The following is a 26,242-nucleotide window of genomic DNA, read 5'->3' as shown; positions in this document are numbered from 1 at the left end:
AGTCGATCGATGCAGTCTAAAATTCGCAATCCTCACCTTCAATTGAGTTTTTTTTCAATATGAAGGACAGCTTGCCGCCCGGCCCGGACGGGCGACGCGCGGCGCTACTTGACCGGAAACTTCAGCTTGGGCGCGGCGTCCCTGACCATGGCCCAGAAGGCATGCGCGGCAGGCGACAGCTTGCGTTCATTGAGGCAGGCCAACCCGATCCTGCGCTTGGAAGCGGGGCTGATCTTCCGGTAGACCAGCCCGTCGTAGGCCTGCGGCAGCACCAGCGACGCCAGCACGGAGATGCCCTGCCCGCGCCGGACGAATTCCAGGATGGACATGATCTGCGAAAGATCGTGCGCGATATGCGGCTTGGCGCCGGCGCGCTCGAACATGCGCGTAATGACAGGCTGCGAACCGGCGCGCGTCATGATCAGGGGATAGTCGATCAGCTCCTTCACCGCGATCGTCTTGCGCCCGGCCAGCGGATGGCCGGCAGGAAGCACCACCATCAGCTCGTCGGTAACGAGCGGCAGCGTGTCGAAATCCGGTTTGGGCAAGGCCACCACGCCGATCTCGATACGCCGTTCGACCAGCGCGCGCTCCAGTTCCGGGTCCGGCTTCTCGGTAACGAACACATCGACGCCCGGATACCGGGCTTTGAACATCTCCAGCAGCTGCGGCAGGATGTTCAGTGAGGAACTCGCCCCCAGCGAACCCAGATTCAGCAGACCCGAACGCAAGCCCGCGCTGGCGTTCGCCGTCGCCCGCACGATCTGCAGGGAGGCGAACACGTCCCTGACGTGCGGCAGGATCTGCTGCCCGGCATAGGTAAGATGCACGCCCGATGCGTTGCGGTCGAGCAAGGGCGCTCCCAGCGTGGCCTCCAGCGTGCGCAGGGCGTGGCTGGTGGCCGAGGGCGTCATCCCCAGCCGCGCGCCCGCGCCCGCGATGCTGTCGGCGGAGGCCAGCGCCAGCAGCAGTTCCAGTTGCCTGAGGGAGAGGGATTTCGCGGCCTGATCCGGCATGGTCATGTCTCCTTGCTGCTAACCGGCCAGCGCCTGCGCCAGCCCCAACGCCCGCGCCAGGAACGCCGACGTGTCATCCTTGCGGTAGCTGACGATCACCGGCGACACGAAGGTATCGGCATCGATCGCCACGTGCGCCACATCCTGCCGCTGCAGGCGCTGCACCGACGCCGGCACCACCGTCACGCCCAGCCCCGCCGCCACCAGGCCGATGGCGGTCTGAAGTTCGTTGGCTTCCTGCACCACCTGCGGCGCATGTCCCGCTGCACGGAACAGGCCCAACACATGGTCGGAGAAGTTCGGCCGCGGGCGCGCCGGATACAGCACGAAAGGTTCGCGCGCCAGGCGTTCGACGGACACGCGCCGCAGCCGCGCGATCGGATGGCCCAGCGGCACCGCGGCCATCAGCGCTTCGGTCATCAGCACCCGCCGCTCGATGGCGGGATCGTCGAACAGGATGCGGCCTATGCCCAGGTCGATGCGGCCGGCCTTGAGCGCTTCCAGCTGCGGCAAGGTGGTCATTTCCGTGAGACCCACCTCGACCTGCGGGTCGGCGTTGCGCAACTGCCGGATCAGCTCGGGCACGAAGCCGTACAGGGATGACGGCACAAAGCCTATGCCGAACCAGCGCCGCTGGGTCTGCCCCAGCCGGCGCGTGCCTTCCAACACCTCTTCCAGGCGCGCGGTCAACAGGCGCGATTGCTCCAGCAGGAAGCGGCCCGCTTCCGTCAGGCGCAGCGCCCGCGTGGTGCGTTCGAACAGCTGCACACCGAGTTCTTCCTCGAACAGGCGGATCTGGCGGCTGAGGGGCGGTTGGGCCATGTGCAGCCGGGCGGCCGCGCGGGTGAAGCTGCCTTCCTCCGCCACGGCCTGGAAATAACGCAGTTGCCTCAGTTGCATGGCATGGCTCCATACATACCATAAAGGTATCAATCGGAACCCATATAGTCTTGGACTCGCAGGGAAAACGCAAGCCATACTGAACCGTCGCGCAACCCTGCACTTTGAAAGTATGAATCCCGGAAGTTACCTGCCCGGGATCCTTGGGCCAAAGGCGCGCGACACCACAATAATTCCAGCATTACGGAGACCATCATGCGCTTGCGCCCTGTATTCAAACGAATCGCCCTGGCCTGTGCCGGCCTGGCGCTGCTGGGCGGCGCGTCCGCAACGCTGGCCCAGACGTACCCGGACCACCCGGTCAAATGGATCGTTCCCTTCCCGCCCGGCGGCGCGATGGACAGCATCGCCCGCACCCTGGGCGAATCCATGGGCAAGCAGCTCAACACCACCTTCATCGTGGAGAACCGCGCGGGCGCGGGCGGCAATATCGGCGCGGCCAGCGTGGCCCGCGCCAAGCCCGACGGCTACACCATCCTGATCGTCGCCAACGGCATGGCCGTCAACCCGGCCCTGTACAAGGACCTGAACTACGACCCGATCAAGGATTTCGCCCCGATCTCGCTGCTGGCCGTGGTGCCGAACGTGCTGGTCACCAATCCCGCGCGCACCGGCGCCACCAGCGTGCAGGACGTCATTGCCAAGGCAAAGGCGCAGCCCAACCACTACACCTACGCCTCGGCCGGCGTGGGCACCTCCATCCATCTGGCGGGCGAGCTGTTCCTGTCCATGGCCCAGGTGGATATGCTGCACGTGCCCTACAAAGGCAGCGGCCCCGCCGTCGCCGACCTGCTGGGCGGACAGGTGGACTACATGTTCGACAGCATCACCTCCGCCAAGCCGCACATCGAAGCCGGCAAGCTGCGGGCGCTGGCAGTGACCACCAGCAAGCGTTCGGCCGCCCTGCCCGACGTGCCCACCGTCGCGGAAAGCGGCCTGCCCGGCTACGAATTGATGCCCTGGTTCGCTGCCTTCGCCCCCGCCGGCACGCCGCCCGAGGTGGTCGCGAAACTGAACGCCGCGATGCGCGCGTCGCTGAACGACGCCAAGGTGCGCGCCACGCTGGACTCCATCGGCGCCGAGCCCATCGGCGGCACGCCGGACGAACTGCGCGACCACCTGGCGCGCGAGACCGCGCAATGGAAGACGCTGGTGAAGGAACGCAACATCAAGATCAATTGAGGCCAGCGCGGCTGCGGCACGCTGGAGCTGGACGTCTAGGCGGGTTCCTGCAAGGCCGACGCATCCAGCAGATGATCGACGATGGCGAGTATCTGCTCGGCGGCTTCGCCGATATGCCGCTCCAGCGCGGCTTCGGCGTCTTCGGCCCGGCCCTGCCGGGCGAGCGCGATCAGTTCGCTGTGCTCGTCGTGGGCCTGCTGGCGGATCGGCGCGTTGACGATCTGGAAGCGGAAATAGCGTTCGGATTTTTCGTGCAGCGCGTGCACCATGGCCAGCGCGGCGGGCCGTTGCGCCGAACGGTACAGCAGTTCGTGCAGCTGCCAGTTCAGGCGCCCCCATTGCTCGGGCTCGGCCGTGTCCATCTGCGCCACCACCTGGCTCGCCAGCTCCAGGTCCTGGGGCTCGCGCTGCTGCACGGCCAGGCGCAACAGCCATGGCTCCAGCCGCAGCCGGATGTCGAAGAACTCCTGCACCTCGGCGCGCGACAGCATGGAGACGTAGGCGCCGCGATGCGGAATCATGTCGATCAGCCCTTCGGCGCTGAGCTGGCGGATAGCCTCGCGCACAGGCAGCCGGCTCACCCCCAGTTCCTCGGCGAACAATTCCTGGCGCAGCGCCGAGCCGGGAGGAAGCGCGCCGGACAGGATGCGGTCGCGCAATTCGTCGACCACCAGTTCGACGGCGGTCTTGCGCACCAGGCGGCCGGGGCTGGCGGCCTGGGAACGGGACGGGTTGGAAGCGGAAAGCGGCGAATTCTGTGACATGAAACCTGCCTGGTTGCACCGTGCGGCGGGGGCGGCACGGGAGGGACTACGCGGAACCCGCGCCGCCATGCCCAGGAAAACCCCGAGAGACAGCCGGTAGCCACAGCCCTTTTAATGTGAGTATATTGGATCCATGATCCAGTTCAAACCGCCGCCCGCCAGGGCGACGGACCGAGGCCCGAGCCTCGTTTTTTTAAGCCCCATATTTTTGGATCCAATATCCAATAACCATCATCCAGCCGGATTGCTTCGGCTGGACCACGCATCAGGAGCCGCAGCATGAGCATTCAATGGCAAGGCGTATTCCCCGCCGTCACCACCAAGCTGAAACCCGATTTTTCGCTGGACCTGGAGGCCATCCGCCTGGGACTGGAACGCCTGATCGAGAACGGCGTGGGCGGCGTCGTGATGATGGGCATGGTGGGCGAAAACGCCCAGCTCTCGCCCGAAGAGAAGCTGCAGGTGCTGCGCACCGCCGTGGACACCGTGCGCGGCCGGGTGCCGGTGATTTCTGGCGTGGCGGAAACCGGCACCGCCCGCGCCGCCGCCTTCGCGCAGGAAGCCGCGCGCATTGGCGTGAACGGCCTGATGGTGTTCCCCGGCCTGACCTACAAGTCCGACGGCCGCGAGACCGTGGCCTTCTATCGCGAAGTGGCGCGCGCCAGCGCCCTGCCCATCCTGCTCTACAACAACCCGCGCGGCTACGGCGTGGACCTGACGCCGGACCTGGTGGCCGAGCTGCTGGAAGAGCCGACCATCGTCGCCATCAAGGAGGAGTCCTACGACACCACCCGCGTCACCGACCTGATCACGCGCTTCGGCGACCGCCTTGCCGTGGTCTGCGGCGTGGACGACCTGATCCTGGAAAGCGCCGCGCTGGGCGTGACGGCCTGGGTATCCGGCATGGCCAACGCCGTGCCCAAGGCTTCGGTGGACCTGCTGAAGCTGGCCGTCGAAGGCGATTTCGTGCGGGCCCGCAAGCTCTATGCCGCGTTGACGCCGCTGTTCCACCTGGACACCGTGGTCAAGCTGGTGCAGCACATCAAGCTGGCCGAACACCTGATCACCGGCAGCGCCGAAACCGTCAAGCCGCCGCGCCTGGACCTGGCCGGGGCCGAACGCGAACGCACCATCGCCATTACCAAACAGACGCTCGCGGATCTTTCCGCCCTGGGCTACTGATACCGGAGCCGCCACCATGCGCCCCTACCTCCTGTCCGCGCTGGCCCTCAGCGCCCTGTCCGCAGTTTCCGTCCTGTCCGCCGCGCATGCCGCGGACTACCCCGCCCGCTCGATGGAACTGGTGGTCGCCTACCAGCCCGGCGGCGGCAGCGACAACACCGCGCGCGCCATCGCCGAGGCGGTGCGCCCGCCCCTGCTGGCGCAGCCCACGGTGGTGATCAACAAGCCGGGCGCCAGCGGCTCCATCGGCTGGGCCTACGTGGCCAACGCGCAGCCCGACGGCTACAAGCTGGTGTTGATGACGCCCGAAATGCTGGTGGTGCCGCTGATGGGCATAGGCAAGACCACGGTGGGCGACTTCCAGCCCATCGCCCGCTTCACCGACGATCCCTCATCGGTCACGGTGCGCGCCGACGCGCCCTGGAAGACGGTGGAGGAATTCCTGGCGGACGCCAGGAAGAATCCCGAACGCGTCGCCGTGTCCAATGCCGGCATCGGCACGGTGCCGCACATGGCGGCGGCGGCGCTGGGCGAACAGGCCGGCGTGAAGTTCGTGCACGTGCCTTACCAGGGTTCGGCCCCGGCCATCATGGGCCTCCTAGCGGGCGATGTGCAAGCCACCACGGTCGCCTACGCCGAACTGCAGCAGCACGTCGAGACCGGCAAGCTGCGCACCCTGGCGGTCATGGCGCCCAAGCGCCTGGACAACCTGCCCTCTGTCCCGACCATGAAGGAGAAAGGCGCGGACCTGCAGTTCAGCGTCTGGCGCGGCATCGGCCTGCCCAAGGCCACGCCCGCCGACGCGGTCGAGAAATGGCGGGCCGCGGCCCGCCAGGTGGCGCAATCGCAGGACTTCCAGGCCTTGATGCGCAAGCAGAACCTGACGCCCTCCTACGCCGACCTGCCGCAATTCACGGCCGACGTGGCGCGCCAGGAAGAGGCGTTCAAGGCCTTGGTGCCCAAGCTCAATCTGAAGCCCTGAACGCGTAGCCCTGAACGGCGGCGGGCGCGCCACGCCCGCTCGCCCGATCCGCCTATTCGACCGTCGCGCCCGACTTCTTCACCACTTCCGCCCAACGCGGGATTTCCGTCGCCATCAGGTCCCGCAGTTGTTCGGGCGTGCTGCCGACCAGTTCCATCCCCATGGTCTTGCCCAGCTTCTCCTGCACGTCCGGCTCTTTCAGGATCGCTGCGATTTCCTGGGCCAGCTTGTCGAGAATGGGTTTGGGCGTGCCCTTGGGCGCGTATACCGCCTGCCAGGACGCCATCTGGAAGCCCGGCACGCCGGCCTCCTGCATGGTCGGCACCTCGGGCGCCAGCGCGATGCGGTCCTTGGTGGTCACGGCCAGGAGCTTGAGCTTGCCGGTCTGCAGCAGGGGCAAGGCCGCCGTCATCTGGTCGAACATGAAGGTCACCGCGCCGGAGGACACGTCCACCATGGCGGGCGGCGTGCCCTTGTACGGCACGTGCGTGAGCGGCACGCCTATCATGCTGGAAAACAGTTCGCCGGCCAGATGCGTGGAGGTGCCCGCGCCCGAGGACGCGAAGGTGCGCTTGGACGGGTCGCGCTTCAACAGCGCGATCAGGTCGGCCACCGAATTCACGCCCAGGTTGGGGTCCACCAGCAGCACATTAGGCAGGTAGGCAATCAGCGAAACCGGCTCGAAATCCTTGACCGGGTCGTACTTCAGGTTCTTGTACAGGCTGGCGTTGATGGCGTGCGTGCTGATGGTGCCGCCGAACAGGGTGTAGCCGTCGGGCGGGGCCTTGGCCACATAGGTCGCGCCGATGCCGCCCGCGGCGCCGGGCTTGTTCTCGACGATGACGTTCTGGTGCAGGCGGTCGCCCAGCTTCTGCGCCAGCACCCGGCCCACCACGTCGGTCGAACCGCCCACGGTGAATGGCACCACATAGGAAATCGGCTTCTGCGCGGGCCAGTCGGCGGCCTGCGCGGGCGCCGCCAGCGTACCCAGCATGGCGGCGGCCAGCAGCGCGGCCAGCGCGCCGCGTCGTTGCGTGTTCATGGTTGTCTCCTGCCTCTTGTTTGGCTTATGGGGTTGCCGGCTGCGCCGGCGGCAAGGCTCAGCGGCCGTGTTGCTTGCGCCATGCGGCGAACTTGTCCTTGGTGCCGGGGTCCGTGGGCGGATACAGCCCCAGGATGGACGCGCCCTGCTGCACCTCGCTGGTCACGAAGTCCTCGAAGGCCGTCATCTCCACGGCTTCGACGGCGATCTCGTCGGCCAGGCTGGCGGGTATCACCACCACGCCCTCGCGGTCGCCCACGACGATATCGCCCGGCCACACCGCCACATCGCCGCAGCCGATGGGCGCATTGATGTCCAAGGCCTGGTGCAGGGTCAGGTTGGTCGGCACCGAAGGCCGCTGGTGATAGGCGGCAAAGCCCAACTCGGCAATCTCGGGCGAATCGCGGAAGCCGCCGTCCGTGACCACCCCAGCCACGCCGCGCTTCATCAGCCGCGTCACCAGGATGGAGCCGGCGGAAGCCGCGCGCGCGTCCTTGCGGCTGTCCATGACCAGCACCGCGCCTTCCGGGCAGGTCTCGACCGCAACGCGCTGCGGATGGGCGCGGTCCTCGAACACCTTGATGGTATTCAGGTCCTCGCGCGCGGGGATGTAGCGCAGCGTGAACGCCGGGCCGACCATATTGGGCAGCGTGGCGTTCAGCGGACGCACGTCCTGGATGAACTGGTTGCGCAGGCCGCGCTTGAACAAGGCCGTGCACAGGGTGGCGGTGCTGACGCCGGCCAGGCGGGCGCGCGTTTCGGGATTCATTTGGGACACGATGGCTCCGGGGGGGCTGAAGGCAATGGGGTGGGCGCGGATGGCGCGCTAGAAGATCTCGGGTTCGGGTACGGGTGCGCCGAAAGCGGTTTCCAGGAAATCGAAATCGCAGCCGTCGTTGGCTTGGAGGATGTGCTTCGAGTACATCCAGCCGTAGCCGCGCTCGTAGCGCCTGGGCGGCGGCGTCCAGGCGGCGCGGCGCGCGGCCAGCTCGTCGTCGCTGACGTTCAGGTGGATGCTGCGCGCGGGCACGTCCACGGTGATCAGGTCGCCCGTCTTCACCAGGGCCAGCGGGCCGCCGATATAGCTTTCCGGCGCCACGTGCAGGATGCAGGCGCCGTAGCTGGTGCCGCTCATGCGCGCGTCGGACAGGCGCAGCATGTCGCGCACGCCCTGCTTCACCAGCTTGGTCGGGATGGGCAGCATGCCCCACTCCGGCATGCCGGGACCGCCCTGCGGTCCGGCATTGCGCAGGATCATGATGTGGTCGGCGGTGACGTCCAGGTTCTCGTCGTCCACCGCGGCCTTCATGCTGGGGTAATCGTCGAACACCAGGGCCGGGCCGGTATGCCGCAGGTACTGCGGCGCGCATGCGCTGGGCTTGATGACGCAGCCGTCCGGCGCGATATTGCCGCGCAGCACGGCCAGCGCGCCTTCGTCGTAGATGGCCTGGTCCAGCGGGCGGATCACGTCGTCGTTGTAGACCTCGGCGCCGGCGATGTTCTCGCCCAGCGTCTTGCCGGTGACGGTCATGGCGGACGGATCCAGATGGTCTTGCAGCCGCGACATCAGCGCCGGCAGCCCGCCCGCGTAGAAGAAGTCTTCCATCAGATAGGTGTCGCCGCTGGGCCGGATGTTGGCGATCACCGGCACCTTGCGGCTGGCGGCGTCGAAATCGTCCAGTCCCACGGCGCAGCCGGCGCGGCGCGACATGGCGACCAGGTGCACGATGGCGTTGGTTGAGCAGCCCATGGCCATGGCCACGTTGATGGCGTTCTTGAAGGACGCCAGGCTCAGGATGCGCTGCGGCGTCAGGTCTTCCCAGACCATCTCCACCACGCGCCGGCCGCATTCGGCCGACATGCGCATGTGGTTGACGTCCGCCGCCGGGATCGAGGATGCGCCCGGCAGCGTCATGCCTATGGCTTCGGCGATGGCGGTCATGGTGCTGGCGGTGCCCATGGTCATGCAGGTGCCGTAGCTGCGGGCGATGCCGCCCTCGACCTCGGTCCATTGCTCCTGCGTGATCTTGCCGGCGCGGCGCTCGTCCCAGAGCTTCCAGGCATCCGACCCGGATCCCAGGATCTTGCCCTTCCAGTTGCCGCGCAACATGGGGCCGGCGGGCACATAGACACAGGGCAGCCCGGCGCTGACCGCGCCCATGATGAGACCCGGCGTGGTCTTGTCGCAGCCGCCCATGAGCACGGCGCCGTCGACCGGATGGCTGCGCAGCAGCTCCTCGGTCTCCATGGCCAGGAAATTGCGGTACAGCATGGTGGTCGGCTTGACGAAGGACTCCGACACCGAGATCGCGGGCAGTTCCACCGGAAAGCCGCCCGCCTGGAACACGCCGCGCTTGACGTCCTCGACGCGCTGCTTGAAGTGGCTGTGGCAGGGATTCAGGTCCGACCAGGTGTTGATGATGGCGATGACGGGGCGGCCCGCCCAGTCGTCGGGGCCATAGCCCATCTGCATCATGCGGGAGCGGTGGCCGAAGGAACGCAGGTCGTCCTTGGCCATCCAGGCGGCGCTGCGCAGGCTTTCGTAGGAGCGTTTCATAGGGGCGGGGCGGAGTTTCATAGTGGCGACCGGGCCATTTAAACACTAATACATTAGTGCGTCAGCCTGGTAAAAACCCGCTAAACTCCGTTACTCTTCAGGCCCAACTCCGCACGCGACCCGATGCAAAGCACCAAGCTCAGACTGGACCGTTCGCGCCACGCCGCGCCTCAGGTCTTTGAACATCTACGCGAACAGATCGTGTCCCTGGAACTGGCCCCGGGTACTCCCCTGTCGCGCATCACGCTGGCGGAAACCTACGGCCTGAGCCAGACCCCGATCCGCGACGCGCTGATGCGGCTGGCCGAAGAAGCGCTGGTCGAGATCTATCCGCAGCACACCACGGTGGTCAGCCGCATCGACGTGGACGCCGCGCGCGAAGCGCATTTCCTGCGCCGCTCGCTGGAGCTCGAAATCGTGCAGATGCTGGCGCAGCGCCCGGATCCTCAGCTCTTCCAGCGCCTGCAGGCCAGCATCGACCTGCAGCGCGCCAGCCACGCCAGCAGCCAGTTCCAGCGTTTCATCGACGCCGACCAGGCCTTCCACCGCGACATGCACGAAGCCGCCGGCGTGACCCGGCTGTGGGAACTCGCGCAACGCTACAGCGGCCACCTGGACCGCTTGCGCCGCTTGCACCTGCCCGAGGCCGGCAAGGCCGAACGCATCCTGGAGGACCACCAGCGCCTGCTGGACGCCATCGTCGCGCAGGACCCGCAGCGCGCCCAGCAGGTGCTGCGGGAACACCTTTCGGGCACCCTCAGCCAGGTGGCCGAGATCTGCAAGCGCTATCCGGAATATGTGCTGACGGCGTAGGCCCCGCCGCCCCTCGGACGTATTCGCCCCGCGCATGCGCGCCCTGCCCGGTATGATCGGGGACACGCCGTGGCCACAAGCCTGGCGCCGGCGCCCCGCGCCACCACCGGAAAACACCAATGACCGCAAGGCACGCATTCCTGATCGCCCTGGCCGTGACCGCCTGGACCCACCCCGCGCAGGCCGCCCCGCCCGGCGCCTGCGAAACCGTCACGGTACGCGAAGGCGACCCAGTCCCCGCCGACGCCTGCGCCGTGAACATCGTGCCGCGTGACCCTGGACCCGGCGGCATGGTGTCCGCCGAACCGGACTGGCTGCCGCTCGACCCGCAAGCCATGCCAGGCGTGTTCTACGACAGCGCGTCGGTCAAGGTCGTATCGGAGCGCCCCGCCGTCAGGGCAGTGAACGTGGCCTGGTTCTATGCCCAGCCCAAGATTTCCGCCGCCAACGGGCAACCCTACCGCTCCGTGACCCAACCGGTCACCATGAATTGCACCGCCGGCACTTATACCGTCAGCCAGGTCGTGCACCATGCGGGCGAGAACGCCACCGGCCCCGTCGTCGAATCCCTGCCCCCGCCCGGCATCCGCAATGCGCCCATCACGCAAGACCCTGTGCAGCGCAAGCTGCGCGAGATCGTCTGCCCGGCCAACGGCAAGGGGCCGCGCAAGTAGCAGCAGCCGGCCGTCGCTGCCGCGCCGCGCGCCTATCCCGCAGCTTCGGCCGCCAGTCGCGCCTGGCGTTTGGCCAGTTCGGTCTTCAACTGCACCAGGCTGGGCGTAACGATGGGCAGGAAGGCCGCTTCCCGCCAACGCCGGGCAAAGCCTGAGCCGGCCTGCCGCAGATAGGCCCCGCCGCCGCTGGCCTGCAATTCCAGCTGCACCGCCTGCTGGGCCGCTTCGGCCAAGGCGATGCGGATTTCGAACAGCCGCCAGGGCTGCGCCACGAAGCTTCCGCTACGCACGCCTTCGAGCAAGCCCGCGGTCAATGCATCCAGTTGCGCACCCAGCGCTTGCAGCGGCTGGCCCAGGATGCCGCGCGAGGCCTGGCCCTGCCCGGCCTCCAGCGCGGCGCGCAAGGCGCCCCGAGCCAAGCCGATGGACAGGCCGCACTGCATGCCGGCGAAGGCCGGCCGGGCCTGGGGCAGGTATTGGCGCGCGTCGGAATGAATCAGCCATTCGGGGCCGATGCGCACATCGCGCAGCGCCAGCGCGGCGGTATTGGTCGACTGCAACGCCAGCAAAGGCAGGTCCGCGCTGCGCTCCAGCCCCGCAATGTCGTGCGGCAGCGCCACCACCGCCGGCGTGCCATCAGGCGCGGCGACCGCGGCCGCCACCAGGAACCCTTGCGGCCGCAGGTTCGTGACCCAAGGCATCTGTCCGTCCAGCGCCCACGCGTCGCCCGCCTCGCGCGCGGCGATCTGCAGCGATTCGATGCCGCTGAGGAACTTCATGGCGTTCGACAGCGCGGTCGCGCCGGCCTGCCCGCCCTGGAGCAATGGCCCCAGCCAGGCATCCGCCAGACCGGCGTTCGGACTGCGCAACAGGTACTCGATGAAAACGCGCTGGCTCCAGGCCACGAAGGCGCCGGCGACGGACAGTTCCGCCAACTGCGCAATGGTTTCGATGGCATCGCCGATATCCGTGCCCGGCAAGCCGCCTTGCGCCACGGGCACGCCATGGCGCAACACGTCGGCGGCGGCCAGCCGCGGCAACAACTCCGCCGCGTCCAGGCTGCCGTCGTCCAAGGCGTCGGCGTGTTGCCGCAGCCAGGCTTTCAGGTCTGCCGGCAGCGCGGCGTGGACGGGCGTAAGGGCCATGGGAGTCTCCAGCGGGTCGTCATGGGATGCGCCGGCGCGGGCGGCCCGGCGCAATCTCGCATGATGCCCTCAAACTGCGACGCCCGGACGACCGTATCAGCCGCCCGTCCTGGTCTGGCTGGATCAGGCCAGGCCCAGCAGCAAATCGGCCAGCAAGACCGGATGCGTGATGTGGGCTTCGTGCGGCGCGGCAATGTCGACCCAGTTCCAACCCGCTTGGGACTTCACCAGCTTGCGCGAATCGTCCAGCACCGGCAGTTCCGGCTGGGTGCAATGGATGTAGGTACGGGCCACGCCGTTGCCGATGGGGTGCTTCAGGTTCAGCGGCGTGGTGTAGCTGGCCAGCGGATGCGCGGTCAGGCGGCGCTTGACCCAGTCATGGTCGGCGCTGCCCGGCGTGAATCCCCAGGCTGCAGGCAGCGGATCGGGAATCGGCACAGCCAATCCATCGGTGGCCTTCGAGGCGGCCGCAATGCGCGCGTCGGCATCCGCCTTCGGATACACGGAGAACGCATTCTGGCCGCTTTGCAGCACGATGGCGTCGAAGTACACCAGATGCGCAAGCCGCTGCGGTATCCGGTCGGCCACGCCCGTGATGGGAATGCCGCCGAAGCTGTGGCCCACCAGGATCACATCCTTCAGTTCCTGCGTCTCGATGACCTGGACCAGATCCTCGACGAAGGTGTCGATGGTGATGCTCTTGCTCAACAGGTGGGCGCGGTCGCCCATGCCCGTGTAGCTGGGCGCGTACACGCGGTGGCCTGCGGCCAACAGACGGTCCGCCACCGGGCGCCAGCACCAGCCGCCATGCCAGGAGCCGTGGGCCAGGACGTAGTTGCGGGCCTTTGCGGTCGGGGCAGCCGGAGCTGCCGCCCCGGCCGCTCCCGCAGCTGCCAGCGCGGGCAGGCCCGCGGCCAGCTTCAACAAGGTTCTGCGGGGAAGCATCGTCATGGCTTAAACCTGTGCCAGCGCCTGGTCCAGATCCGCCAGCAGGTCGTCGATGTGCTCGATGCCGATCGACAGGCGCACGGTTTCCTCGCGCACGCCGGCCTTCTGCAGCTCTTCGGGATTGAGCTGGCGGTGCGTGGTCGACGCAGGGTGCGTGGCCAGCGACTTGGAGTCGCCGATATTGACCAGGCGGGTGAACAGCTGCAGCGCGTCCTGGAAGCGCGCGCCGGCCTCGCGGCCGCCCTTCACGCCGAAGGTGAAGAGCCCAGGCGCCTTGCCGCCCAGGTACTTCTGCGCCAGCGCGTGGTCGGGATGGTCCGGCAGGCCTGCGTAGTTGACCCACTCGACCTTCGGATGTTCGCGCAGGTAGTTGGCGATCTTGACGGTGTTCTCGACGATGCGGTCCACGCGCAGCGCCAGGGTCTCGATGCCCTGCAGGATCTGGAACGAGTTGAAGGGCGAGATCGCCGCGCCGGTATTGCGCAGCGGCACCACGCGGGCGCGGCCGATGTAGGCGGCCGGACCGAAGGCTTCGGTGTAGACCACGCCGTGGTAGCTGACGTCAGGCGTATTCAAGCGCTTGAAACGCTCTTTGTGTTCCGCCCACGGGAACTTGCCGGAATCGATGATGGCGCCGCCCAGGCTGGTGCCGTGGCCGCCCAGGTACTTGGTCAACGACTGCACCACGATGTCGGCGCCGTGCTCGATGGGACGCAGCAGGTACGGCGACGGCACGGTGTTGTCGACGATCAGCGGCAGGCCATGGCGATGCGCCAGCTCGGCCAGCGCAGCGATGTCCGTGATGTTGCCCAGCGGATTGCCCACGGATTCCGCGAAGATGGCCTTGGTGCGGTCATCGATCTGGGCCTCGAAGGCGGCCAGGTCGGAAGGATTGGCGAAACGCGTGGTGATGCCGTACTGCGGCAGCGTATGCGCGAACAGGTTGTAGGTGCCGCCGTACAGCGTGCTGGACGAGACGATGTTGTCGCCCGCTTCGGCGATGGTCAGGATGGCGTAGGTCACCGCGGCCTGGCCCGAGGCCAGCGCCAGCGCGGCGATGCCGCCCTCCAGGGCCGCCACGCGCTGCTCCAGCACGTCGGTGGTCGGGTTCATGATGCGGGTGTAGATGTTGCCCGGCACCTTGAGGTCGAACAGGTCGGCGCCATGCTGCGTGTCGTCGAACGCGTAGGCCACGGTCTGGTAGATGGGCACGGCCACGGCGCGCGTGGTCGGATCGGGGCGGTAGCCACCATGCACGGCCACGGTTTCAAGCCGCCACTGGGGCTTCTTCGCTTCGGTCATCAGTATCTCCTGAAGGGTTGCTTATCAATGATTCTTCTCAGACGGGAAGCGTCCGCGCCGCGCGCAGGATGCGTTCCACGTCCGCATGATTGTTATAGGCGCCGACGGACAAGCGCACGTAACCATACTCCACTATGCTGGCCACGATCCCGGATTGTGTCAGATGCGCCAGCGCGGCGGCGGGATCCGGCACGCGCAGCGCCGTCGTCGTGCTGCGGAATTCGGGACCGGCCGGCGACACCACCTGCAGGCCCAGTCCGCGCAGGCCGGTGCCCAGCGCTTCCGAAAGTTCCAGCACCCAGGGCTCGATACGCTCGGGCCGCGCGCCTTCGATCAGGTCCAGCGCGGCAGCCCAGCCCGCGATGCCCGGATAGTTCAGGTTGCCCGATTCGAGCCTGCGGGCGTCGGCGCCATCGGCGATGCCCACCTGCCATTGCAGTCCGGACTTGTCCAGCGTATTGACGCCCGAAGGCCCGATGTACAACGGATCCAGGGCGTCCAGCAGCCTGGGCGACACATGCAGCAGGCCCACGCCCAGCGGTCCGAGCATGCCTTTGTGCGCGCCGCAAGCAAAGGCATCCACGCCCCATTCATCCACGTCGGCGCGCAGCAGCCCCGCGCCCTGAATCCCGTCGACGACCAGCCAGATGCCGCGTTCGGCGCAACGCCGGCCCAACTCGGCAATATCGGTGCGCAGGCCGGTGCCGTATTGCACCCAGGACACCGCGATCAGCCGCGTGCGCGCATCCACGTGCTGCCAAAGGTCGTCCACCGTATAGCGATGCGAATTCGCCTGCGCCACCCGCACCTGCACGCCGCGGCGCCGCAGATTCAGCCAGGGCAAGGCATTGGTGGGATGCTCCTGATCGTCCACCACCAGGTTGTCGCCTTCCTGCCAGGCCAGCCCTTGCGCAACGATGTTCAGCCCTTCGGTCGTGTTCTTGGTGTAGGCCAGACGCTTGGCGTCGCCGCCGATCAGGCGCGCCAGCCGCAAGCGCAACGCATCTGCGTCCCGCAGCCACCGAGGCTTGTCGCTGCGCGCATAGGTGATGCCTTCGAAGAAGGCGGCGACCGCCTCGGCCACCTTGGGCGCCAGCGGGCTGGTATAGGCAATGTTGGCGTAGGCCTGGTCTCGCGTGATGGGAAACAACTGCCTGAATTCGTCCTGCCAGCTCATGCCCCGCCGCTCCGTCATTTCAACTTGGTATGCAGGGATTCTAGGTATATGACGCGCATTTGAGTAAGGCTTAGTTTTTATATCCATATGACCATATAGTCGCTCGCGTCTAGCCATCGCGCCCATAGAATTCCTGCCTTTCCGGACGGCATCGAATAAAGGAATGGCATGCGTTTTACTCAACAATTGAAAATCGCGGGCATGGCCGCCATGCTGGCGCTGGCCGGTGCGGCTCAAGCAGGCACAGTCGATACCATCAAGAAACGCGGCGAGCTGGTCTGCGGCGTGAGCCAGGGGTCCGCGGGCTTGTCCATTGCCGACAAGCAAGGCCGTTGGACCGGCCTGGACGCGGACCTCTGCCGCGCGCTGGCCGCGGCCGTGCTCGGCGATCCAGAGAAGACGCGCTTCGTGCCGCTGAGTTCGCAGCAGCGTTTTCCCGCGCTGCAATCGGGCGAGATCGACGTGCTGAACCGCAACACCACCATTACCTCCAGCCGCGACGCCGGCCTGGGCATCGCCTCCGCCGGCATCGTTTTCTATGACGGCCAGGGCTTTCTGGTGCCGCGCAAGCTGGGCGTCAAGAGCGCGACGGAACTCGAAGGCGCGCAGGTCTGCGTGCAGCCTGGCACGGTCAACGAGCAAAACCTGGTCGACTACTTCAAGAAGCACAAGCTGAGCTATCGTCCGGTCGTCATCGAGAATCTGGTCGAACTCGAGCAAGCCTTCTACGCCGGGCGCTGCGACGTCTACCTGTCGGATGCGTCCACCCTGGCCGCCAGCCGCGCGGCCCGCGCCAGCCAGCCCGACGACTTCGTCATCCTGCCCGAACGCATCAACAAGTCGCCGCTGGGCCCCTTCGTGCGGCAGGACGACGCCAACTGGGCGGCCATCGTGCGCTGGACCATCAATGCGCTGGTGGCGGCCGAGGAACTCGGCATCACCGCGCAGAACGCCGACAGCCAGGCGCAAAGCAGCGATGCCCAGGTGCGCCGCCTGCTGGGCGTGGACCCCGGCATAGGCAAGAGCTTCGGCCTGGACGAAGGCTGGGCCCGCAACGCCATCAAGGCCGTGGGCAACTATGGCGAAGTCTGGAACCGCAATCTGGGCGCCGCGACGCCGCTGAAGCTGGAGCGCGGGCTGAACGCGCAATGGAACCAGGGCGGGCTGCTGTACTCGCCGCCGTTCCAATGATCCTGGCCGTTTGAGCGCCACGGGCGGGCCTTGAGCCCGCCTTTCTTGCATTCGCCCCCTCCTTTTCCATCATGGTTGCGACCACTCTTCCTTATCCCTCCACCGGCCGGTGGCGGCGCTGGCTGCCTGCGTTGGCGTGGACGCTCGCGCTCGGCGGCATGGCTGCCGTCCTGCTCTGGCACATCGAATCGGTGCAGACCGCGCGCGGCATCCAGGGCGGCTTCGGCTTCCTGTTCCAGCCCGCAGGTTTCCGCATTTCGGAAAGCCTGCTGGACATCACGGCGGAAGATCCCTATTGGATGTCGATAGCCGCCGGCCTGGTCAACACCTTGACCGTGGCCGCCGTGGCGATCCCGCTGGCGACGCTGCTGGGATTGGGACTGGGCCTGTTGCGCATGTCGCGCAACCCCTGGGCTGCGCGCTGCGCCGCCGCCATCATCGCGCCCTTGCGCAATACGCCAGTCCTGCTGCAACTCTTCGTCTGGTACGGGCTGCTGCTGCGCCTGCCCGACCTGCGCCAGGCTTGGTCGCCGCTGCCGCACCTGCTGCTGTCCAATCGCGGATTGGCCTTGCCAGCCGTGCATGGGTGGGTGCCTTACGCAGCCGCGGCGGCCATCGCGCTGGCGCTGGGCGGCTTCGCCCGCCGCCGCTGGGGTAACCCCGCACTGTATGCCGTGCTGGCCGGCGCGCTGCTGGCATGGATGCTGTTGCCGCCCATGCGCATCGACATGCCGGTCAGGCGCGGCCTGGGTCTGCAGGGAGGCTGGCAGCCCAGCATCGAATTCGCGGCGCTGACGATAGGCCTGGTGGTGTTCCATGCCGCCTACATCGCCGACATCGCCCGCGCGGCCGTGCGCGCCGTGCCGGTCGGACTGGTGGAGGCCGGCCAGGCGCTGGGCCTGAAGCCCCGCAGCGTGCTGCGGCTGGTGATCGCGCCCTATGCCGCCCGCGTGGCGCTGCCGCCCTATGCCAACCAGTGCCTGGCGCTGGTGAAGAACAGCACCTTGGCCATTGCCATCGGCTATCAGGAATTGATGGCGGTGATCAACACCGCCATCACGCAGACCGGCCTGGCGCTCGAAGGCATCACGCTGGCCGTCGCGGTCTATCTCGGTCTGGCGCTGACGCTGGGCGGCGGGTTGTCGGCCTGGAACGCGCGTAATACCCGCCACGGTCCCGGCGACACGCACGGCGCGCGCCTGGGCGAGCGGCCCACCTGGAACCCTGCCGGCGAACGTCGTGGTTGGCGCGGCTGGCTGGTGTCGGCCGCATTGGCCGCCGCCGTGGGCTTGATCCTATGGCGCCTGCTGGAATGGGCGTTGCTCGGTGCGGTGTGGCGCGGCGACCCCGCAGCATGCGCGGGCGCGGCCGGCGCATGCTGGGCCGCCGTGGGCGAGAACCTGCCCCTGCTGTTCTTCGGCGCCATGGCCCAGGCCGACCGCGCGCCGGCGCTGGCCGCCAGCGCAGCCCTGCTTGCCGGGGTTGCGCTGGCGCTGACTGCCCCGCGCATGCGTGCAGCGGTGCGCGCGGCATTGCTCGCCGTCCTGTTGGGCGCGGCCATCAGCGCGCTGTCCGGTTGGCCTTGGGGCGGCGCCGCCATCGGGCCGCAACGCTGGGGCGGATTGCTCGTCACATTGATCCTGGCCATCTCCGCCTTGCTCGCCGCCGTGCCGCTGGCTTTCGCGCTCGCGCTATTGCGCCGTAGCCACAACCGCGCCGCCTCGCTGGCCGCCGCCGGCCTGATCGAGGCCGTGCGCGGCGTGCCGCTGGTGACGCAGTTGCTGTTCGCATCCTTCGTGCTGCCCATGCTGCTGGGCGGCGGCGTGTCCAAGTTCGCCATGGCGCTGGCCGCGCTGACGTTGCACACCGCCTGCCTGCTGGCGGAGGTTCTGCGCGGCGCGCTGCAAGCCATACCGCCCGGCCAGATGATGGCGGCGCGCGCCTTGGGCATGCCTGCGGCCATGGCCTATGGTTCGGTGATCTGGCCGCAGGCCCGCCGCATTGCCGCGCCTGCCGCCCTGGGCGTATTCGTGGGCGCGGTCAAGGACACATCGCTGGTCAGCATCATCGGCGTGTTCGATGTGCTCGGTGCGGCAAAGGCGGTGGTGGCCGGCACCGATTGGCGGCCCTATCACGTCGAGGTCTACCTGGCCGTGGCCGCCTTGTACTTTGCGGCCAGCCTGGCCCTGTCGCGCGCGGCCCGCGCCATGGAAGGCAAGACCGGTCGCGCTTGAGGCCAGCATGACGCCGTGGGCGCGGAGGACCCGCTTCAGAAACGCTCGTCCATCAGCGCCGGCATGACGATTTCCCGCACGAACGACGCGTCCGACAGATTCAGCAGCGCGCGTGTCATCGCCACCACGTCGTGCACGGGTATCAAACTGCCCTCTCCCCGCAGGCTGGCGGTTTCGCGCGGCACGTCCAGGCCGTCTTCCGTGTTCAGGTAGCCCAATTGCACGCAGGTCACCGCCAGCCGCCGCGCCCTGAAGCTCTCGCGCAAGGCGTCGGCGATGCCGCGCAACGCGTGCTTGGACGCGCCGAACGTGACTTCCGGACGGCCGCTGCCGGCCAGCGCGGAAGTCGAGCCGGTCAGGATGACTTGCGGCTTGCGTGCGCCCAGGACGCGCGGAATCAAGCGCTGAAGCAAGAGGATGGTCGCGGTGACGTTGATGTTCACCATGCGCGCGATCTCCGCCGGCGAGTCAGCCAGGAAATCGTAATCCTCGCTGAAAGCGTGCTCTTCCCACACGCCCAGGTTGTAGAGGATGGCATCGAGTCCATCCGGGGCCTGCGCGGCAATCTGCTCGACGGCGGCCTCGGGGCGTGACAGGTCGGCTGCTATCCAGCGCAGTTCGCAACCGGGCGGCACAGTAATGTCCGCCGGCGCGCGGCGAGCCACGCCCACGATCAACGAGGCATCCTGGCCCAATCCCTCCACGAATGCCCTGCCCAGTCCCTTGCTGGCGCCTACTACCATGACCCGCATTGCTGCCTCCGTTCGATCGCGCCTGGGCAAACGGCAATGCTGCCCGCGGCAATGACGCCGGGTATAGCACGATCAGCGCCGGATTCCCGCAATGCCCGCAAGCGCTGGCGGGCATTGCGCGGCTAGCGGACCGCGCCCTGCAGCCATGCCGGCCGCGGCGCCGCGTCCAGCCAGTTCTTGACGATCAGCCCCAGCTCGGTATCGCCCGAGATCCGCAGCCGGCGCTGGAAAAACAAGGTATCGGCGTCCGTTTCCGAACGCATCAAGGCCAGCAGATCGGCCAACTTCGCGCCCAGCTCCAGTTCGGCGGGAGCGCCGTTCCATACCGGCCGGAAGGCGCCCTGGCGCACCGCGAAACTGCTGCGCAGACCCAGGTCCTCGACCGTGATGGCGAAGCTGCGGCCTTCCAGTTCGGACGGCGGTGTGAGCCATTTCAGCCGCCGCGCCAGTTCCAGTCCGGCAGTGAAGTGCAGCGAGACGAACGGCGCGGGTAGACGCCGGCCCAGCCTGGCGAGCACGCCCGGCACTTGAATCGCCGCGCTCATGCCACGGCCTCCAACAGATCGATGCCCGGCTGGCCATGGAAGTAGCCGTTGCAGCGGACCATGCCCGCGGGCGGCTGCGCCTCCATCGGCGCCAGACCGCGCCGCATCGCATCCAGCGCGGCGATCGCGTCCAGCGTGCCGGTCGATTGCGGACTCACCCGCAGCACCTCCACGCCCATGGCGGCCAGCGCCGGCGCCTGCGACAGCAGGTCCAGGCAGGCTCCGGACTGCACCTGGATACCGTTGATCGCCAGGAAATCCCTCGATTCCCGCGTGCGCATGTCCAGGCCGTCCGGATGCTCGATGCAGCGAAAGCCGCAGTCGTCCTTCTTCAAACGGAAATGCCGTGCGGTGAAGCAGCGCGCCGAGAACGCCAACGCCATGCGGCCCCAGACCATGACTTCCGCCTCCAGGCCGGCAGGCCTTTCCGCCATGAGAAGAGCCAGCGTCCGGCCGTCCATTTCCAGCGGCGCGACGAAGCGCGCGGCGCCGCGCGCGGCCAGCCATTCGAGGGTGCCGCCGTGATAGGCATTGACATGGGGTCCCGCCACGAAGGCGCGGCCGTTCAGGTGCCGCACCGCGCCCAGCTCGCCGGCTTCGACCATGAAGTCGTCCTGCCCGCAGAGCTTCTTCAACGCGCTGGCCTCGGCGCCGGTCTCGATCAGCGTGCGGCCCGACAGCACCACCGTCTTGCCCGCGGCGCGCAGGTCGCGCGCCAGCTCCATCCAGTCCTCGGCGCGCAGCTCGTGCCTGCGGCTACAGACGGTTTCGCCCACGTAGATGATGTCGGCGGGGCCATCGGCCAGCGACGCGTAGAAATCCAGCGTGTGCTGGCGCGGCCAGTAGTACTGCAACGGTGCGACCGATATCCGGTACGCGCTAGGTTTCATTTCCATGGACGTTCGAATGCGCCTTGCGTGACTTGGGAACCCTCGGAATGGCGCGCCAGCATGGCGTTCCATTCGGGACGGGGCGAAAAGCGGGAAGCGTCCGCATGCGCGCTGTCCAACGCGGCGCGCAAGGTCGACACCACCTGGGTGACATAGGCCGGGCTGCGCTGCCGCCCTTCGATCTTGACGGCGGACACGCCCATCTCCGCCAACCGTGGCAACAGGCCGATGGCGTTCAGGCTGGTGGGTTCCTCCAGCGCGTGATCCGCCTGGCCGTCCACATCGAAGCGGCCCTTGCACAGGGTGGGATAGGCGGCGGGTTCGCCCGGTTCGTAGCGGTCGATCAGGATGCCGTTCAAGCGCGCATCCATGCGGCCGTTCTCTTCCGACCAGCGCACGGCATGCGCGGGCGAACAGACGCCCTTGTTGTTGGGAGAATCGCCGGTGGCGTAGGACGACAACAGGCAGCGGCCTTCGGCCATGACGCACAGGCTGCCGAAGCCGAACACCTCGACCTCGACACTGACATTGGCGCAGATGCGCGCGATCTCCGCCAGCGTCAGCACGCGCGGCAGCACCACGCGGCGTATGCCGAACTGTTCCTTCATCAGCTCGATGGCGTCAGCATGCGTGGCGGAACCCTGCACCGACAGGTGCAGGCGCAGGTCCGGATAGCGGTCGCTGGCGTAGGCCAGCAGCCCGGCGTCGGCCATGATGACCGCATCGGCGCCCAATCCATAGGCAGCGTCGACGGCGGCGCGCCATTCGGGCGCCCGGCCGGCCTGCACAAACGTGTTGATGGCGAACAGCACTTGCCGTCCGCGGCTGTGGGCCAGCTCGACGCCGGCGCGGATATCGCTTTCGGTGAAATTGAGCCCGGCGAAGTTGCGGGCATTGGTGGCGTTCTTGAGCCCGAGGTAGACGGTGTCGGCGCCGGCATCGATTGCGGCCTTCAGCGCGGCCAGGCTGCCGGCGGGGGCCACGAGCTCCATGGGAGAGGTTCGAGTTTCCATGCCGGCCAGTCTATGGGGCCGCCACGCCCCTGGCCTTGTCGCAGATCAAACGGCCCGTGCCGAATGCCGCATGCCGCCCTATTCTTCCGTGTACAGGCCGTGTTCGACCGCGTACACCGCGACCTGCACCCGGCTGGTGAGGTTCAGTTTCTTCAACACGTTCTGCACGTGGATCTTGACCGTGCTTTCGCTGACGTCCAGTTCGCGCGCAATCACCTTGTTGCTGGCGCCGCGCGCCAGCCATTGCACGATTTGGGTTTCGCGCGCGGTGAGGCGATGGCGCTCGGCGCTGCCCCCTGGCTGCGGCGCTTGCGCCGCCAGGCTGGCCTGGCCGCGGAATTGCTCGACCAGCTTGGCCGTCATGCTTTCGGCGATGACCGGCTCGCCGCCCGCCGCGCGGCGGATCGCGGCGGTCAGCGCCTCGGCGTCGATGTTCTTGACCAGATAGCCGCGGGCGCCGTCGCGCAGCGCCTGCCCCAGTTCGTCGGCCTCTTCCGACACCGTCAGGATGATGACCGCGCATGATGGCAATTCCTGCGTCAGCAGCTGCAGCGTTTCCAGCCCCGACAGGCCCGGCAGGTTGAGGTCCAGCAGCACCACGTCCGGCTTGAGTTCCTTGGCGCGTTTCAGGCCTTCGACGCCGTCGCCGGCCTCGGCCACGACCTCGAAGTCGGGCTGGCGTTGCAGCAGCAGGCGCACGCCCGAGCGGAACAGGGTGTGGTCGTCGACGAGGAGTATACGGATGGGCATGGTCGGAATATTCAAGCGGCCTGGCGTTCGCTGCCGGGCAAGGTCAGCGCGACGCGCGTGCCGGCGCCGGGCTGCGATTCAAGTTTTATCACGGCGCGCATGCGCGCGGCGCGTTCGCGCATGATGTGCAGGCCCACGTGCGATTCGCCGCGTTCGGCCACCTCGGCGGGGTCGTACCCTTGGCCGTCGTCGGCAATGACCAGGCTGAAGTCGCGGTCGTTGGCGACGTCAATGCGCACGTGGCTGGCTTCGGAATGCTTGCGCACGTTGGACAGCGCTTCCTGCAGGATGAAGAGCACCTGCAACTGCTCGTCGGGTGCCAGCGGCGCGCCCGCGCCAGGGCCGAAGCGCAGCTCGGTTTCGATCCCGGTCTGCCGCCGGAACCGCGCCACGGTGTCTTCGATACCGGCCTGCAGGTCGCCCTGCGACAGCTTGGTGCGGAAGTTGGTCAGCAGTTCGCGCACGTCCTGGTAGCTTTCGTCCACGCCGGTACGCAACAGCGGCAGGATCTCGTCGATCTCCGCCTGGTCGCCGCGCTTGACGGCGGCGTCCAGCATCTGCAATTGCAGGTTCAGGAAGTTCAGGCCCTGCGCCAGGCTGTCGTGCAGCCCCTGCGCCACCAGTCCGCGTTCGCGCACCACCGCCAGTTGGCGCGCCTGCGCGCTGAGGCGGCGGTTGTCCAGGGCCACGCCCAGATGCTGGCCCAGTGTTTCCAGCAACTGCGATTCGGCCGGTGACAAGCGGCGCTGCTGGCGAAAATGCAAGGAATATGAACCCAGCACCTCGTCGCGCGTGACGATGCGGAACACGGCCACGCTGGCAAAGCCGTCGCGCTGGCAATTCAGTTCCATGGCCGGCGGCGACTCGCGGAAATCCTGGATGACGATGACCCCCGCCTGCCGCGTGGCGACGCCGCAATAGCAGTCGTTCACACGCATGCAATGCTCGGACTCGACCAGTTCGTCCGACAGCCCCACCGACACCATCAGGTTGAGCTTCTCGTTGTTGGGATCCAGCGCCCGGATGCTGCCGCCCTCGGCGTCGAACTGCAGCATCACGCGCCGCAAGAAGCCGTCGCACAGCGCCTCGATCTCGTTGGGCTGGTTCAGGAAGGCGGCCATGTCGTAGAGCGCGCCGATGTCGCGGTTCTGCGCGGCCAGTTGCGCGGTCTTTTCTTCCACCCGCCGCTCCAGGCCGGTGTACAGATCCTGCAATTCATCGGCCATGCGGTTGTAACCGCGCGCCAGCACGCCGAACTCGTCCTGGCTTTCCACCGGCAGCCGGGTGCTGAATTCCCTGGCCGCCATGCGTTGCAGGCCATCGCGCAGGCGCAGTACCGGCGAAATGATCCAGAGGTAAAGCAGGTAGATCATTGCAAGGGTGCCGGCGCTGGCGATAGCCGCCAGCACGCCCTGCGACAACCGCAGCGAGGTGGTCTTGCCGGCGTTGTCCTGTTCGATCATGCGCACCAGCGTGTCGGCCCGGGCCACGAATTCCGGCAGGGTCTCCAGATAGGTGGCGGCATCCGGCTGGGCCAGGGCGCGCGTGGCGGCCGGCTTCATGATGTCGTACCAGTAGGCGGCCACGTCATGCCATTGCTTGCGGATGGCCTCGTCGTTGGGAATGAACAGCGGGCGCGCGGGGTTGCCGCGCGCCAGGCGCGCGATGGTGTCGTCCATGAGCAGGACCTGCTCGTTGGTGCGGAACTCGCGTCCGGCCTGCGGCCGCATCAGCTCCACCGCCACGCGGTTGGCCCGCATGCGCAGGCTGCCCGTGTCGTTGATGGCCGCGCCCGCGCCTTCCAGCTGCCAGGACAGCCATAGCGTCCAGCTGACCATGGACAGCACCACCACCAGCGCCACCAGGGAGCTGATGACGATGCGCGTGGACAGGCGATGCCAGGGCGAAGGCAGGCCGTCGGCTGGGGCGGCGGTATCGGTGGGCTTCATGGCTTTCAACGCGGTCTTGCTGGAGGAATGCTGCGGCTTCCAGTGTAGCCGCAGCGCCTCTTGTTCCGGAGCGACGCCCTCAAGCCAGCCCCAGGGCGCGGCAAATGAAATCCGCGACTTGCGCCGGCTCGTTGACCGGCAGGCAGGGCAAATCGGTATCCAGCGGCGCGTCGGTGGCCACCGCCAGGAAACTGCTGTCTTGCGCATGCAGGGGCGGCTTGCCCAAGGTAGGCCGGTACACTTCGATGCGCGGGATCGCGGCCTGCTTGAAGCCTTCGACCAGCACCAGGTCGGCCGGCGACAGGCGCCCCAGTTGCTCGTCCAGCGTGGGTTCCGGCGCGGCGCGCAGCTCGTGGACGATGGCATAGCGGAACGGCGAGGCCACCATCACCTCCAGGGCGCCCGCCTGGCGGAAGCGCGCGCTGTCCTTGCCGGGCGGCTCCATCTGGAAATCGTGGTGGCTGTGCTTGATGACGCTGACCCGCAGGCCGCGCGCGGCCAGGAGCGGCAACATGGCCTCGATCAGGGTGGTCTTGCCGCTGCCGGAACGGCCGGCGATGCCGAAAACTGGGGTCATGCAAGCTCCGTGAACAATGGGCATACGATGGGCAGGAATCCATCCGCCCGCGCCGAGTATGCCAGCAAAGCGCCCGCCACCAGGTCGAAGTACCAGCCATGCAGGGTCAGGCTGCCCGCCTCCACCGCGCGCCGCACAAATGGCAGGTCTTCCAGATTGCGCAGCGAAATCAGGATCGAGGCCTGCTCGCAGGCGCGACGGCGTTCGGCCGCGGTCGCCTGCGGCATCTGCTGCAGCACCTGCCTGCGGGCCGGTTCCGCGATGTCCATCCAGCGCTCCAGGTAGTCGGTCTCGCCGTCGCCCCGGGTGCGCCGGTCCATCAGCGCCCGTATGCCGCCGCAGTGGGCGTGGCCCAGCACGATGATGCGGCTGACCTGCAACTGCTCCACCGCGAACTGTATCGCGGCCAGCACGCCCTGCAGGCCGCGGTCGGTGCTGGCCGGCGGCACCAGATTGGCGACGTTGCGCACCGTGAAGATGTCGCCGGGGTCGCAGCCCAGCAGCATGGCCGGATCCACCCGCGAATCGCAGCAGCCCACCAGCAAGGTGCTGGGGTGCTGGCCTTCGCAGAGATTGCGGTATAGCGATGGCGCGTCTTCGTAATACTGCTGCTGAAAGCGCTGGAAGCCGTCGACCAGCCGTTCGATGTCGCGCATG

25 protein-coding genes are annotated in these 26,242 nt (G+C 67.6%); 7 read left to right on the top strand and 18 right to left on the bottom strand.

Going from position 1 to position 26,242, the window contains the following annotated elements:
• Positions 1-104 precede the first annotated feature (104 nt).
• Both ACZ5YA_RS04335 and ACZ5YA_RS04330 read right to left on the bottom strand, forming a co-directional pair.
• Positions 105-1,016, bottom strand: a complete 912-nt coding sequence (locus ACZ5YA_RS04335) for a LysR family transcriptional regulator (RefSeq protein ID WP_118932023.1) — start codon at positions 1,014-1,016, stop codon at positions 105-107.
• A gap of 18 nt (positions 1,017-1,034) precedes the next feature.
• On the bottom strand, positions 1,035-1,916 hold the full coding sequence (locus ACZ5YA_RS04330; protein WP_059379704.1) for a LysR family transcriptional regulator: 882 nt from the start codon (positions 1,914-1,916) through the stop codon (positions 1,035-1,037).
• A 195-nt stretch (positions 1,917-2,111) separates the two neighbouring features.
• Here ACZ5YA_RS04330 and ACZ5YA_RS04325 point away from each other — a divergent pair, with 195 nt between their 5' ends.
• Complete coding sequence (locus ACZ5YA_RS04325) at positions 2,112-3,098, top strand: tripartite tricarboxylate transporter substrate binding protein (RefSeq protein ID WP_059379703.1); 987 nt, start codon at positions 2,112-2,114, stop codon at positions 3,096-3,098.
• 35 nt (positions 3,099-3,133) lie between these two features.
• On the opposite strand, the gene ACZ5YA_RS04320 is transcribed toward ACZ5YA_RS04325, so the two are convergent.
• Complete coding sequence (locus tag ACZ5YA_RS04320) at positions 3,134-3,862, bottom strand: GntR family transcriptional regulator (RefSeq protein ID WP_464092073.1); 729 nt, start codon at positions 3,860-3,862, stop codon at positions 3,134-3,136.
• A 279-nt stretch (positions 3,863-4,141) separates the two neighbouring features.
• Between ACZ5YA_RS04320 and ACZ5YA_RS04315 the strand changes: the two genes are divergently transcribed.
• Both ACZ5YA_RS04315 and ACZ5YA_RS04310 read left to right on the top strand, forming a co-directional pair.
• On the top strand, positions 4,142-5,044 hold the full coding sequence (locus tag ACZ5YA_RS04315; protein WP_059379702.1) for a dihydrodipicolinate synthase family protein: 903 nt from the start codon (positions 4,142-4,144) through the stop codon (positions 5,042-5,044).
• Positions 5,045-5,060: 16 nt separating this feature from the next.
• Positions 5,061-6,026, top strand: a complete 966-nt coding sequence (locus ACZ5YA_RS04310) for a tripartite tricarboxylate transporter substrate binding protein (RefSeq protein ID WP_464092072.1) — start codon at positions 5,061-5,063, stop codon at positions 6,024-6,026.
• Between the two features lie 52 nt (positions 6,027-6,078).
• Here the strand turns inward: ACZ5YA_RS04310 and ACZ5YA_RS04305 are convergent, their stop codons facing one another.
• The 3 genes from ACZ5YA_RS04305 to araD are packed head-to-tail and all read right to left on the bottom strand — an operon-like array spanning position 6,079 to position 9,625.
• The gene (locus ACZ5YA_RS04305; protein WP_059379700.1) at positions 6,079-7,068 is read right to left on the bottom strand and encodes a Bug family tripartite tricarboxylate transporter substrate binding protein; all 990 of its coding nucleotides are present in this window, start codon (positions 7,066-7,068) and stop codon (positions 6,079-6,081) included.
• A 58-nt stretch (positions 7,069-7,126) separates the two neighbouring features.
• The gene (locus ACZ5YA_RS04300) at positions 7,127-7,837 is read right to left on the bottom strand and encodes a ribonuclease activity regulator RraA (RefSeq protein WP_464092826.1); all 711 of its coding nucleotides are present in this window, start codon (positions 7,835-7,837) and stop codon (positions 7,127-7,129) included.
• A gap of 57 nt (positions 7,838-7,894) precedes the next feature.
• The gene (gene araD / locus ACZ5YA_RS04295; RefSeq protein WP_251880308.1) at positions 7,895-9,625 is read right to left on the bottom strand and encodes an L-arabinonate dehydratase; all 1,731 of its coding nucleotides are present in this window, start codon (positions 9,623-9,625) and stop codon (positions 7,895-7,897) included.
• Positions 9,626-9,748: 123 nt separating this feature from the next.
• Here araD and ACZ5YA_RS04290 point away from each other — a divergent pair, with 123 nt between their 5' ends.
• Both ACZ5YA_RS04290 and ACZ5YA_RS04285 read left to right on the top strand, forming a co-directional pair.
• Positions 9,749-10,438 (top strand): GntR family transcriptional regulator, encoded by a 690-nt coding sequence (locus ACZ5YA_RS04290; protein WP_251880310.1) that lies wholly within the window; start codon positions 9,749-9,751, stop codon positions 10,436-10,438.
• A 119-nt stretch (positions 10,439-10,557) separates the two neighbouring features.
• Positions 10,558-11,112, top strand: a complete 555-nt coding sequence (locus tag ACZ5YA_RS04285; protein ID WP_059379696.1) for a surface-adhesin E family protein — start codon at positions 10,558-10,560, stop codon at positions 11,110-11,112.
• A 32-nt stretch (positions 11,113-11,144) separates the two neighbouring features.
• Here the strand turns inward: ACZ5YA_RS04285 and ACZ5YA_RS04280 are convergent, their stop codons facing one another.
• The 4 genes from ACZ5YA_RS04280 to ACZ5YA_RS04265 form a co-directional block, all read right to left on the bottom strand.
• Positions 11,145-12,257: an acyl-CoA dehydrogenase family protein gene (locus ACZ5YA_RS04280; protein WP_306632740.1), complete on the bottom strand. Its 1,113-nt coding sequence runs from the start codon at positions 12,255-12,257 to the stop codon at positions 11,145-11,147.
• A gap of 123 nt (positions 12,258-12,380) precedes the next feature.
• On the bottom strand, positions 12,381-13,208 hold the full coding sequence (locus ACZ5YA_RS04275) for an alpha/beta fold hydrolase (RefSeq protein WP_464092071.1): 828 nt from the start codon (positions 13,206-13,208) through the stop codon (positions 12,381-12,383).
• A gap of 3 nt (positions 13,209-13,211) precedes the next feature.
• Complete coding sequence (locus ACZ5YA_RS04270) at positions 13,212-14,507, bottom strand: O-acetylhomoserine aminocarboxypropyltransferase/cysteine synthase family protein (protein WP_118931955.1); 1,296 nt, start codon at positions 14,505-14,507, stop codon at positions 13,212-13,214.
• A 37-nt stretch (positions 14,508-14,544) separates the two neighbouring features.
• Positions 14,545-15,684, bottom strand: coding sequence for an aminotransferase class V-fold PLP-dependent enzyme (locus tag ACZ5YA_RS04265; protein ID WP_464092070.1), 1,140 nt, complete (start codon positions 15,682-15,684; stop codon positions 14,545-14,547).
• Positions 15,685-15,852: 168 nt separating this feature from the next.
• Between ACZ5YA_RS04265 and ACZ5YA_RS04260 the strand changes: the two genes are divergently transcribed.
• Together ACZ5YA_RS04260 and ACZ5YA_RS04255 are read left to right on the top strand one after the other, a co-directional pair.
• Entirely contained in the window at positions 15,853-16,875 is a 1,023-nt protein-coding gene (locus ACZ5YA_RS04260) for an amino acid ABC transporter substrate-binding protein (protein WP_280016496.1), read from the top strand.
• A gap of 158 nt (positions 16,876-17,033) precedes the next feature.
• On the top strand, positions 17,034-19,109 hold the full coding sequence (locus ACZ5YA_RS04255; RefSeq protein ID WP_464092069.1) for an ABC transporter permease subunit: 2,076 nt from the start codon (positions 17,034-17,036) through the stop codon (positions 19,107-19,109).
• Between the two features lie 35 nt (positions 19,110-19,144).
• On the opposite strand, the gene ACZ5YA_RS04250 is transcribed toward ACZ5YA_RS04255, so the two are convergent.
• The 8 genes from ACZ5YA_RS04250 to ACZ5YA_RS04215 form a co-directional block, all read right to left on the bottom strand.
• On the bottom strand, positions 19,145-19,861 hold the full coding sequence (locus ACZ5YA_RS04250; RefSeq protein WP_464092068.1) for an SDR family NAD(P)-dependent oxidoreductase: 717 nt from the start codon (positions 19,859-19,861) through the stop codon (positions 19,145-19,147).
• A 122-nt stretch (positions 19,862-19,983) separates the two neighbouring features.
• Positions 19,984-20,406 (bottom strand): ubiquinone anaerobic biosynthesis accessory factor UbiT, encoded by a 423-nt coding sequence (gene ubiT, locus ACZ5YA_RS04245; RefSeq protein WP_059379692.1) that lies wholly within the window; start codon positions 20,404-20,406, stop codon positions 19,984-19,986.
• The gene (locus ACZ5YA_RS04240; protein ID WP_059379691.1) at positions 20,403-21,296 is read right to left on the bottom strand and encodes a U32 family peptidase; all 894 of its coding nucleotides are present in this window, start codon (positions 21,294-21,296) and stop codon (positions 20,403-20,405) included. Before ACZ5YA_RS04240 ends, ubiT begins: the two co-directional genes overlap by 4 nt.
• Positions 21,293-22,309: a ubiquinone anaerobic biosynthesis protein UbiU gene (gene ubiU, locus ACZ5YA_RS04235; RefSeq protein ID WP_251880320.1), complete on the bottom strand. Its 1,017-nt coding sequence runs from the start codon at positions 22,307-22,309 to the stop codon at positions 21,293-21,295. Before ubiU ends, ACZ5YA_RS04240 begins: the two co-directional genes overlap by 4 nt.
• 78 nt (positions 22,310-22,387) lie before the next feature.
• Positions 22,388-23,059: a response regulator gene (locus tag ACZ5YA_RS04230; protein WP_054454724.1), complete on the bottom strand. Its 672-nt coding sequence runs from the start codon at positions 23,057-23,059 to the stop codon at positions 22,388-22,390.
• An 11-nt stretch (positions 23,060-23,070) separates the two neighbouring features.
• A complete protein-coding gene (locus ACZ5YA_RS04225; RefSeq protein ID WP_464092067.1) occupies positions 23,071-25,008 on the bottom strand; it encodes a type IV pili methyl-accepting chemotaxis transducer N-terminal domain-containing protein in 1,938 nt (645 codons plus the stop codon).
• 79 nt (positions 25,009-25,087) lie between these two features.
• The gene (gene mobB / locus ACZ5YA_RS04220; protein WP_464092066.1) at positions 25,088-25,585 is read right to left on the bottom strand and encodes a molybdopterin-guanine dinucleotide biosynthesis protein B; all 498 of its coding nucleotides are present in this window, start codon (positions 25,583-25,585) and stop codon (positions 25,088-25,090) included.
• On the bottom strand, positions 25,582-26,241 hold the full coding sequence (locus ACZ5YA_RS04215; protein ID WP_059379687.1) for a carbonic anhydrase: 660 nt from the start codon (positions 26,239-26,241) through the stop codon (positions 25,582-25,584). The genes mobB and ACZ5YA_RS04215 overlap by 4 nt, the downstream gene beginning before the upstream one ends.
• Position 26,242 lies beyond the last annotated feature (1 nt).

It is taken from the genome of Achromobacter sp. JCM 18799 (assembly GCF_055395645.1).
The sequence above is the reverse complement of the archived record's forward strand: the minus strand, read 5'-3'. Positions and strand labels throughout refer to the sequence as shown.

Coding starts and splice junctions, on each gene's coding strand:
- ACZ5YA_RS04255 (WP_464092069.1), top strand. CDS start 17,034: ATGGCTGCCGTCCTGCTCTGGCACATCGAATCGGTGCAGACCGCGCGC.
- ACZ5YA_RS04225 (WP_464092067.1), bottom strand. CDS start 25,008: ATGAAGCCCACCGATACCGCCGCCCCAGCCGACGGCCTGCCTTCGCCC.
- ACZ5YA_RS04230 (WP_054454724.1), bottom strand. CDS start 23,059: ATGCCCATCCGTATACTCCTCGTCGACGACCACACCCTGTTCCGCTCG.
- ubiT (WP_059379692.1), bottom strand. CDS start 20,406: ATGAGCGCGGCGATTCAAGTGCCGGGCGTGCTCGCCAGGCTGGGCCGG.
- ACZ5YA_RS04260 (WP_280016496.1), top strand. CDS start 15,853: ATGCGTTTTACTCAACAATTGAAAATCGCGGGCATGGCCGCCATGCTG.
- ACZ5YA_RS04265 (WP_464092070.1), bottom strand. CDS start 15,684: ATGAGCTGGCAGGACGAATTCAGGCAGTTGTTTCCCATCACGCGAGAC.
- ACZ5YA_RS04315 (WP_059379702.1), top strand. CDS start 4,142: ATGAGCATTCAATGGCAAGGCGTATTCCCCGCCGTCACCACCAAGCTG.
- ACZ5YA_RS04280 (WP_306632740.1), bottom strand. CDS start 12,257: ATGGCCCTTACGCCCGTCCACGCCGCGCTGCCGGCAGACCTGAAAGCC.
- ACZ5YA_RS04240 (WP_059379691.1), bottom strand. CDS start 21,296: ATGAAACCTAGCGCGTACCGGATATCGGTCGCACCGTTGCAGTACTAC.
- ACZ5YA_RS04250 (WP_464092068.1), bottom strand. CDS start 19,861: ATGCGGGTCATGGTAGTAGGCGCCAGCAAGGGACTGGGCAGGGCATTC.
- ACZ5YA_RS04325 (WP_059379703.1), top strand. CDS start 2,112: ATGCGCTTGCGCCCTGTATTCAAACGAATCGCCCTGGCCTGTGCCGGC.
- ACZ5YA_RS04320 (WP_464092073.1), bottom strand. CDS start 3,862: ATGTCACAGAATTCGCCGCTTTCCGCTTCCAACCCGTCCCGTTCCCAG.
- ACZ5YA_RS04215 (WP_059379687.1), bottom strand. CDS start 26,241: ATGCGCGACATCGAACGGCTGGTCGACGGCTTCCAGCGCTTTCAGCAG.
- ACZ5YA_RS04310 (WP_464092072.1), top strand. CDS start 5,061: ATGCGCCCCTACCTCCTGTCCGCGCTGGCCCTCAGCGCCCTGTCCGCA.
- ACZ5YA_RS04290 (WP_251880310.1), top strand. CDS start 9,749: ATGCAAAGCACCAAGCTCAGACTGGACCGTTCGCGCCACGCCGCGCCT.
- ACZ5YA_RS04300 (WP_464092826.1), bottom strand. CDS start 7,837: ATGAATCCCGAAACGCGCGCCCGCCTGGCCGGCGTCAGCACCGCCACC.
- ACZ5YA_RS04305 (WP_059379700.1), bottom strand. CDS start 7,068: ATGAACACGCAACGACGCGGCGCGCTGGCCGCGCTGCTGGCCGCCGCC.
- mobB (WP_464092066.1), bottom strand. CDS start 25,585: ATGACCCCAGTTTTCGGCATCGCCGGCCGTTCCGGCAGCGGCAAGACC.
- ubiU (WP_251880320.1), bottom strand. CDS start 22,309: ATGGAAACTCGAACCTCTCCCATGGAGCTCGTGGCCCCCGCCGGCAGC.
- ACZ5YA_RS04285 (WP_059379696.1), top strand. CDS start 10,558: ATGACCGCAAGGCACGCATTCCTGATCGCCCTGGCCGTGACCGCCTGG.
- ACZ5YA_RS04270 (WP_118931955.1), bottom strand. CDS start 14,507: ATGACCGAAGCGAAGAAGCCCCAGTGGCGGCTTGAAACCGTGGCCGTG.
- ACZ5YA_RS04275 (WP_464092071.1), bottom strand. CDS start 13,208: ATGACGATGCTTCCCCGCAGAACCTTGTTGAAGCTGGCCGCGGGCCTG.
- ACZ5YA_RS04330 (WP_059379704.1), bottom strand. CDS start 1,916: ATGCAACTGAGGCAACTGCGTTATTTCCAGGCCGTGGCGGAGGAAGGC.
- araD (WP_251880308.1), bottom strand. CDS start 9,625: ATGAAACGCTCCTACGAAAGCCTGCGCAGCGCCGCCTGGATGGCCAAG.
- ACZ5YA_RS04335 (WP_118932023.1), bottom strand. CDS start 1,016: ATGCCGGATCAGGCCGCGAAATCCCTCTCCCTCAGGCAACTGGAACTG.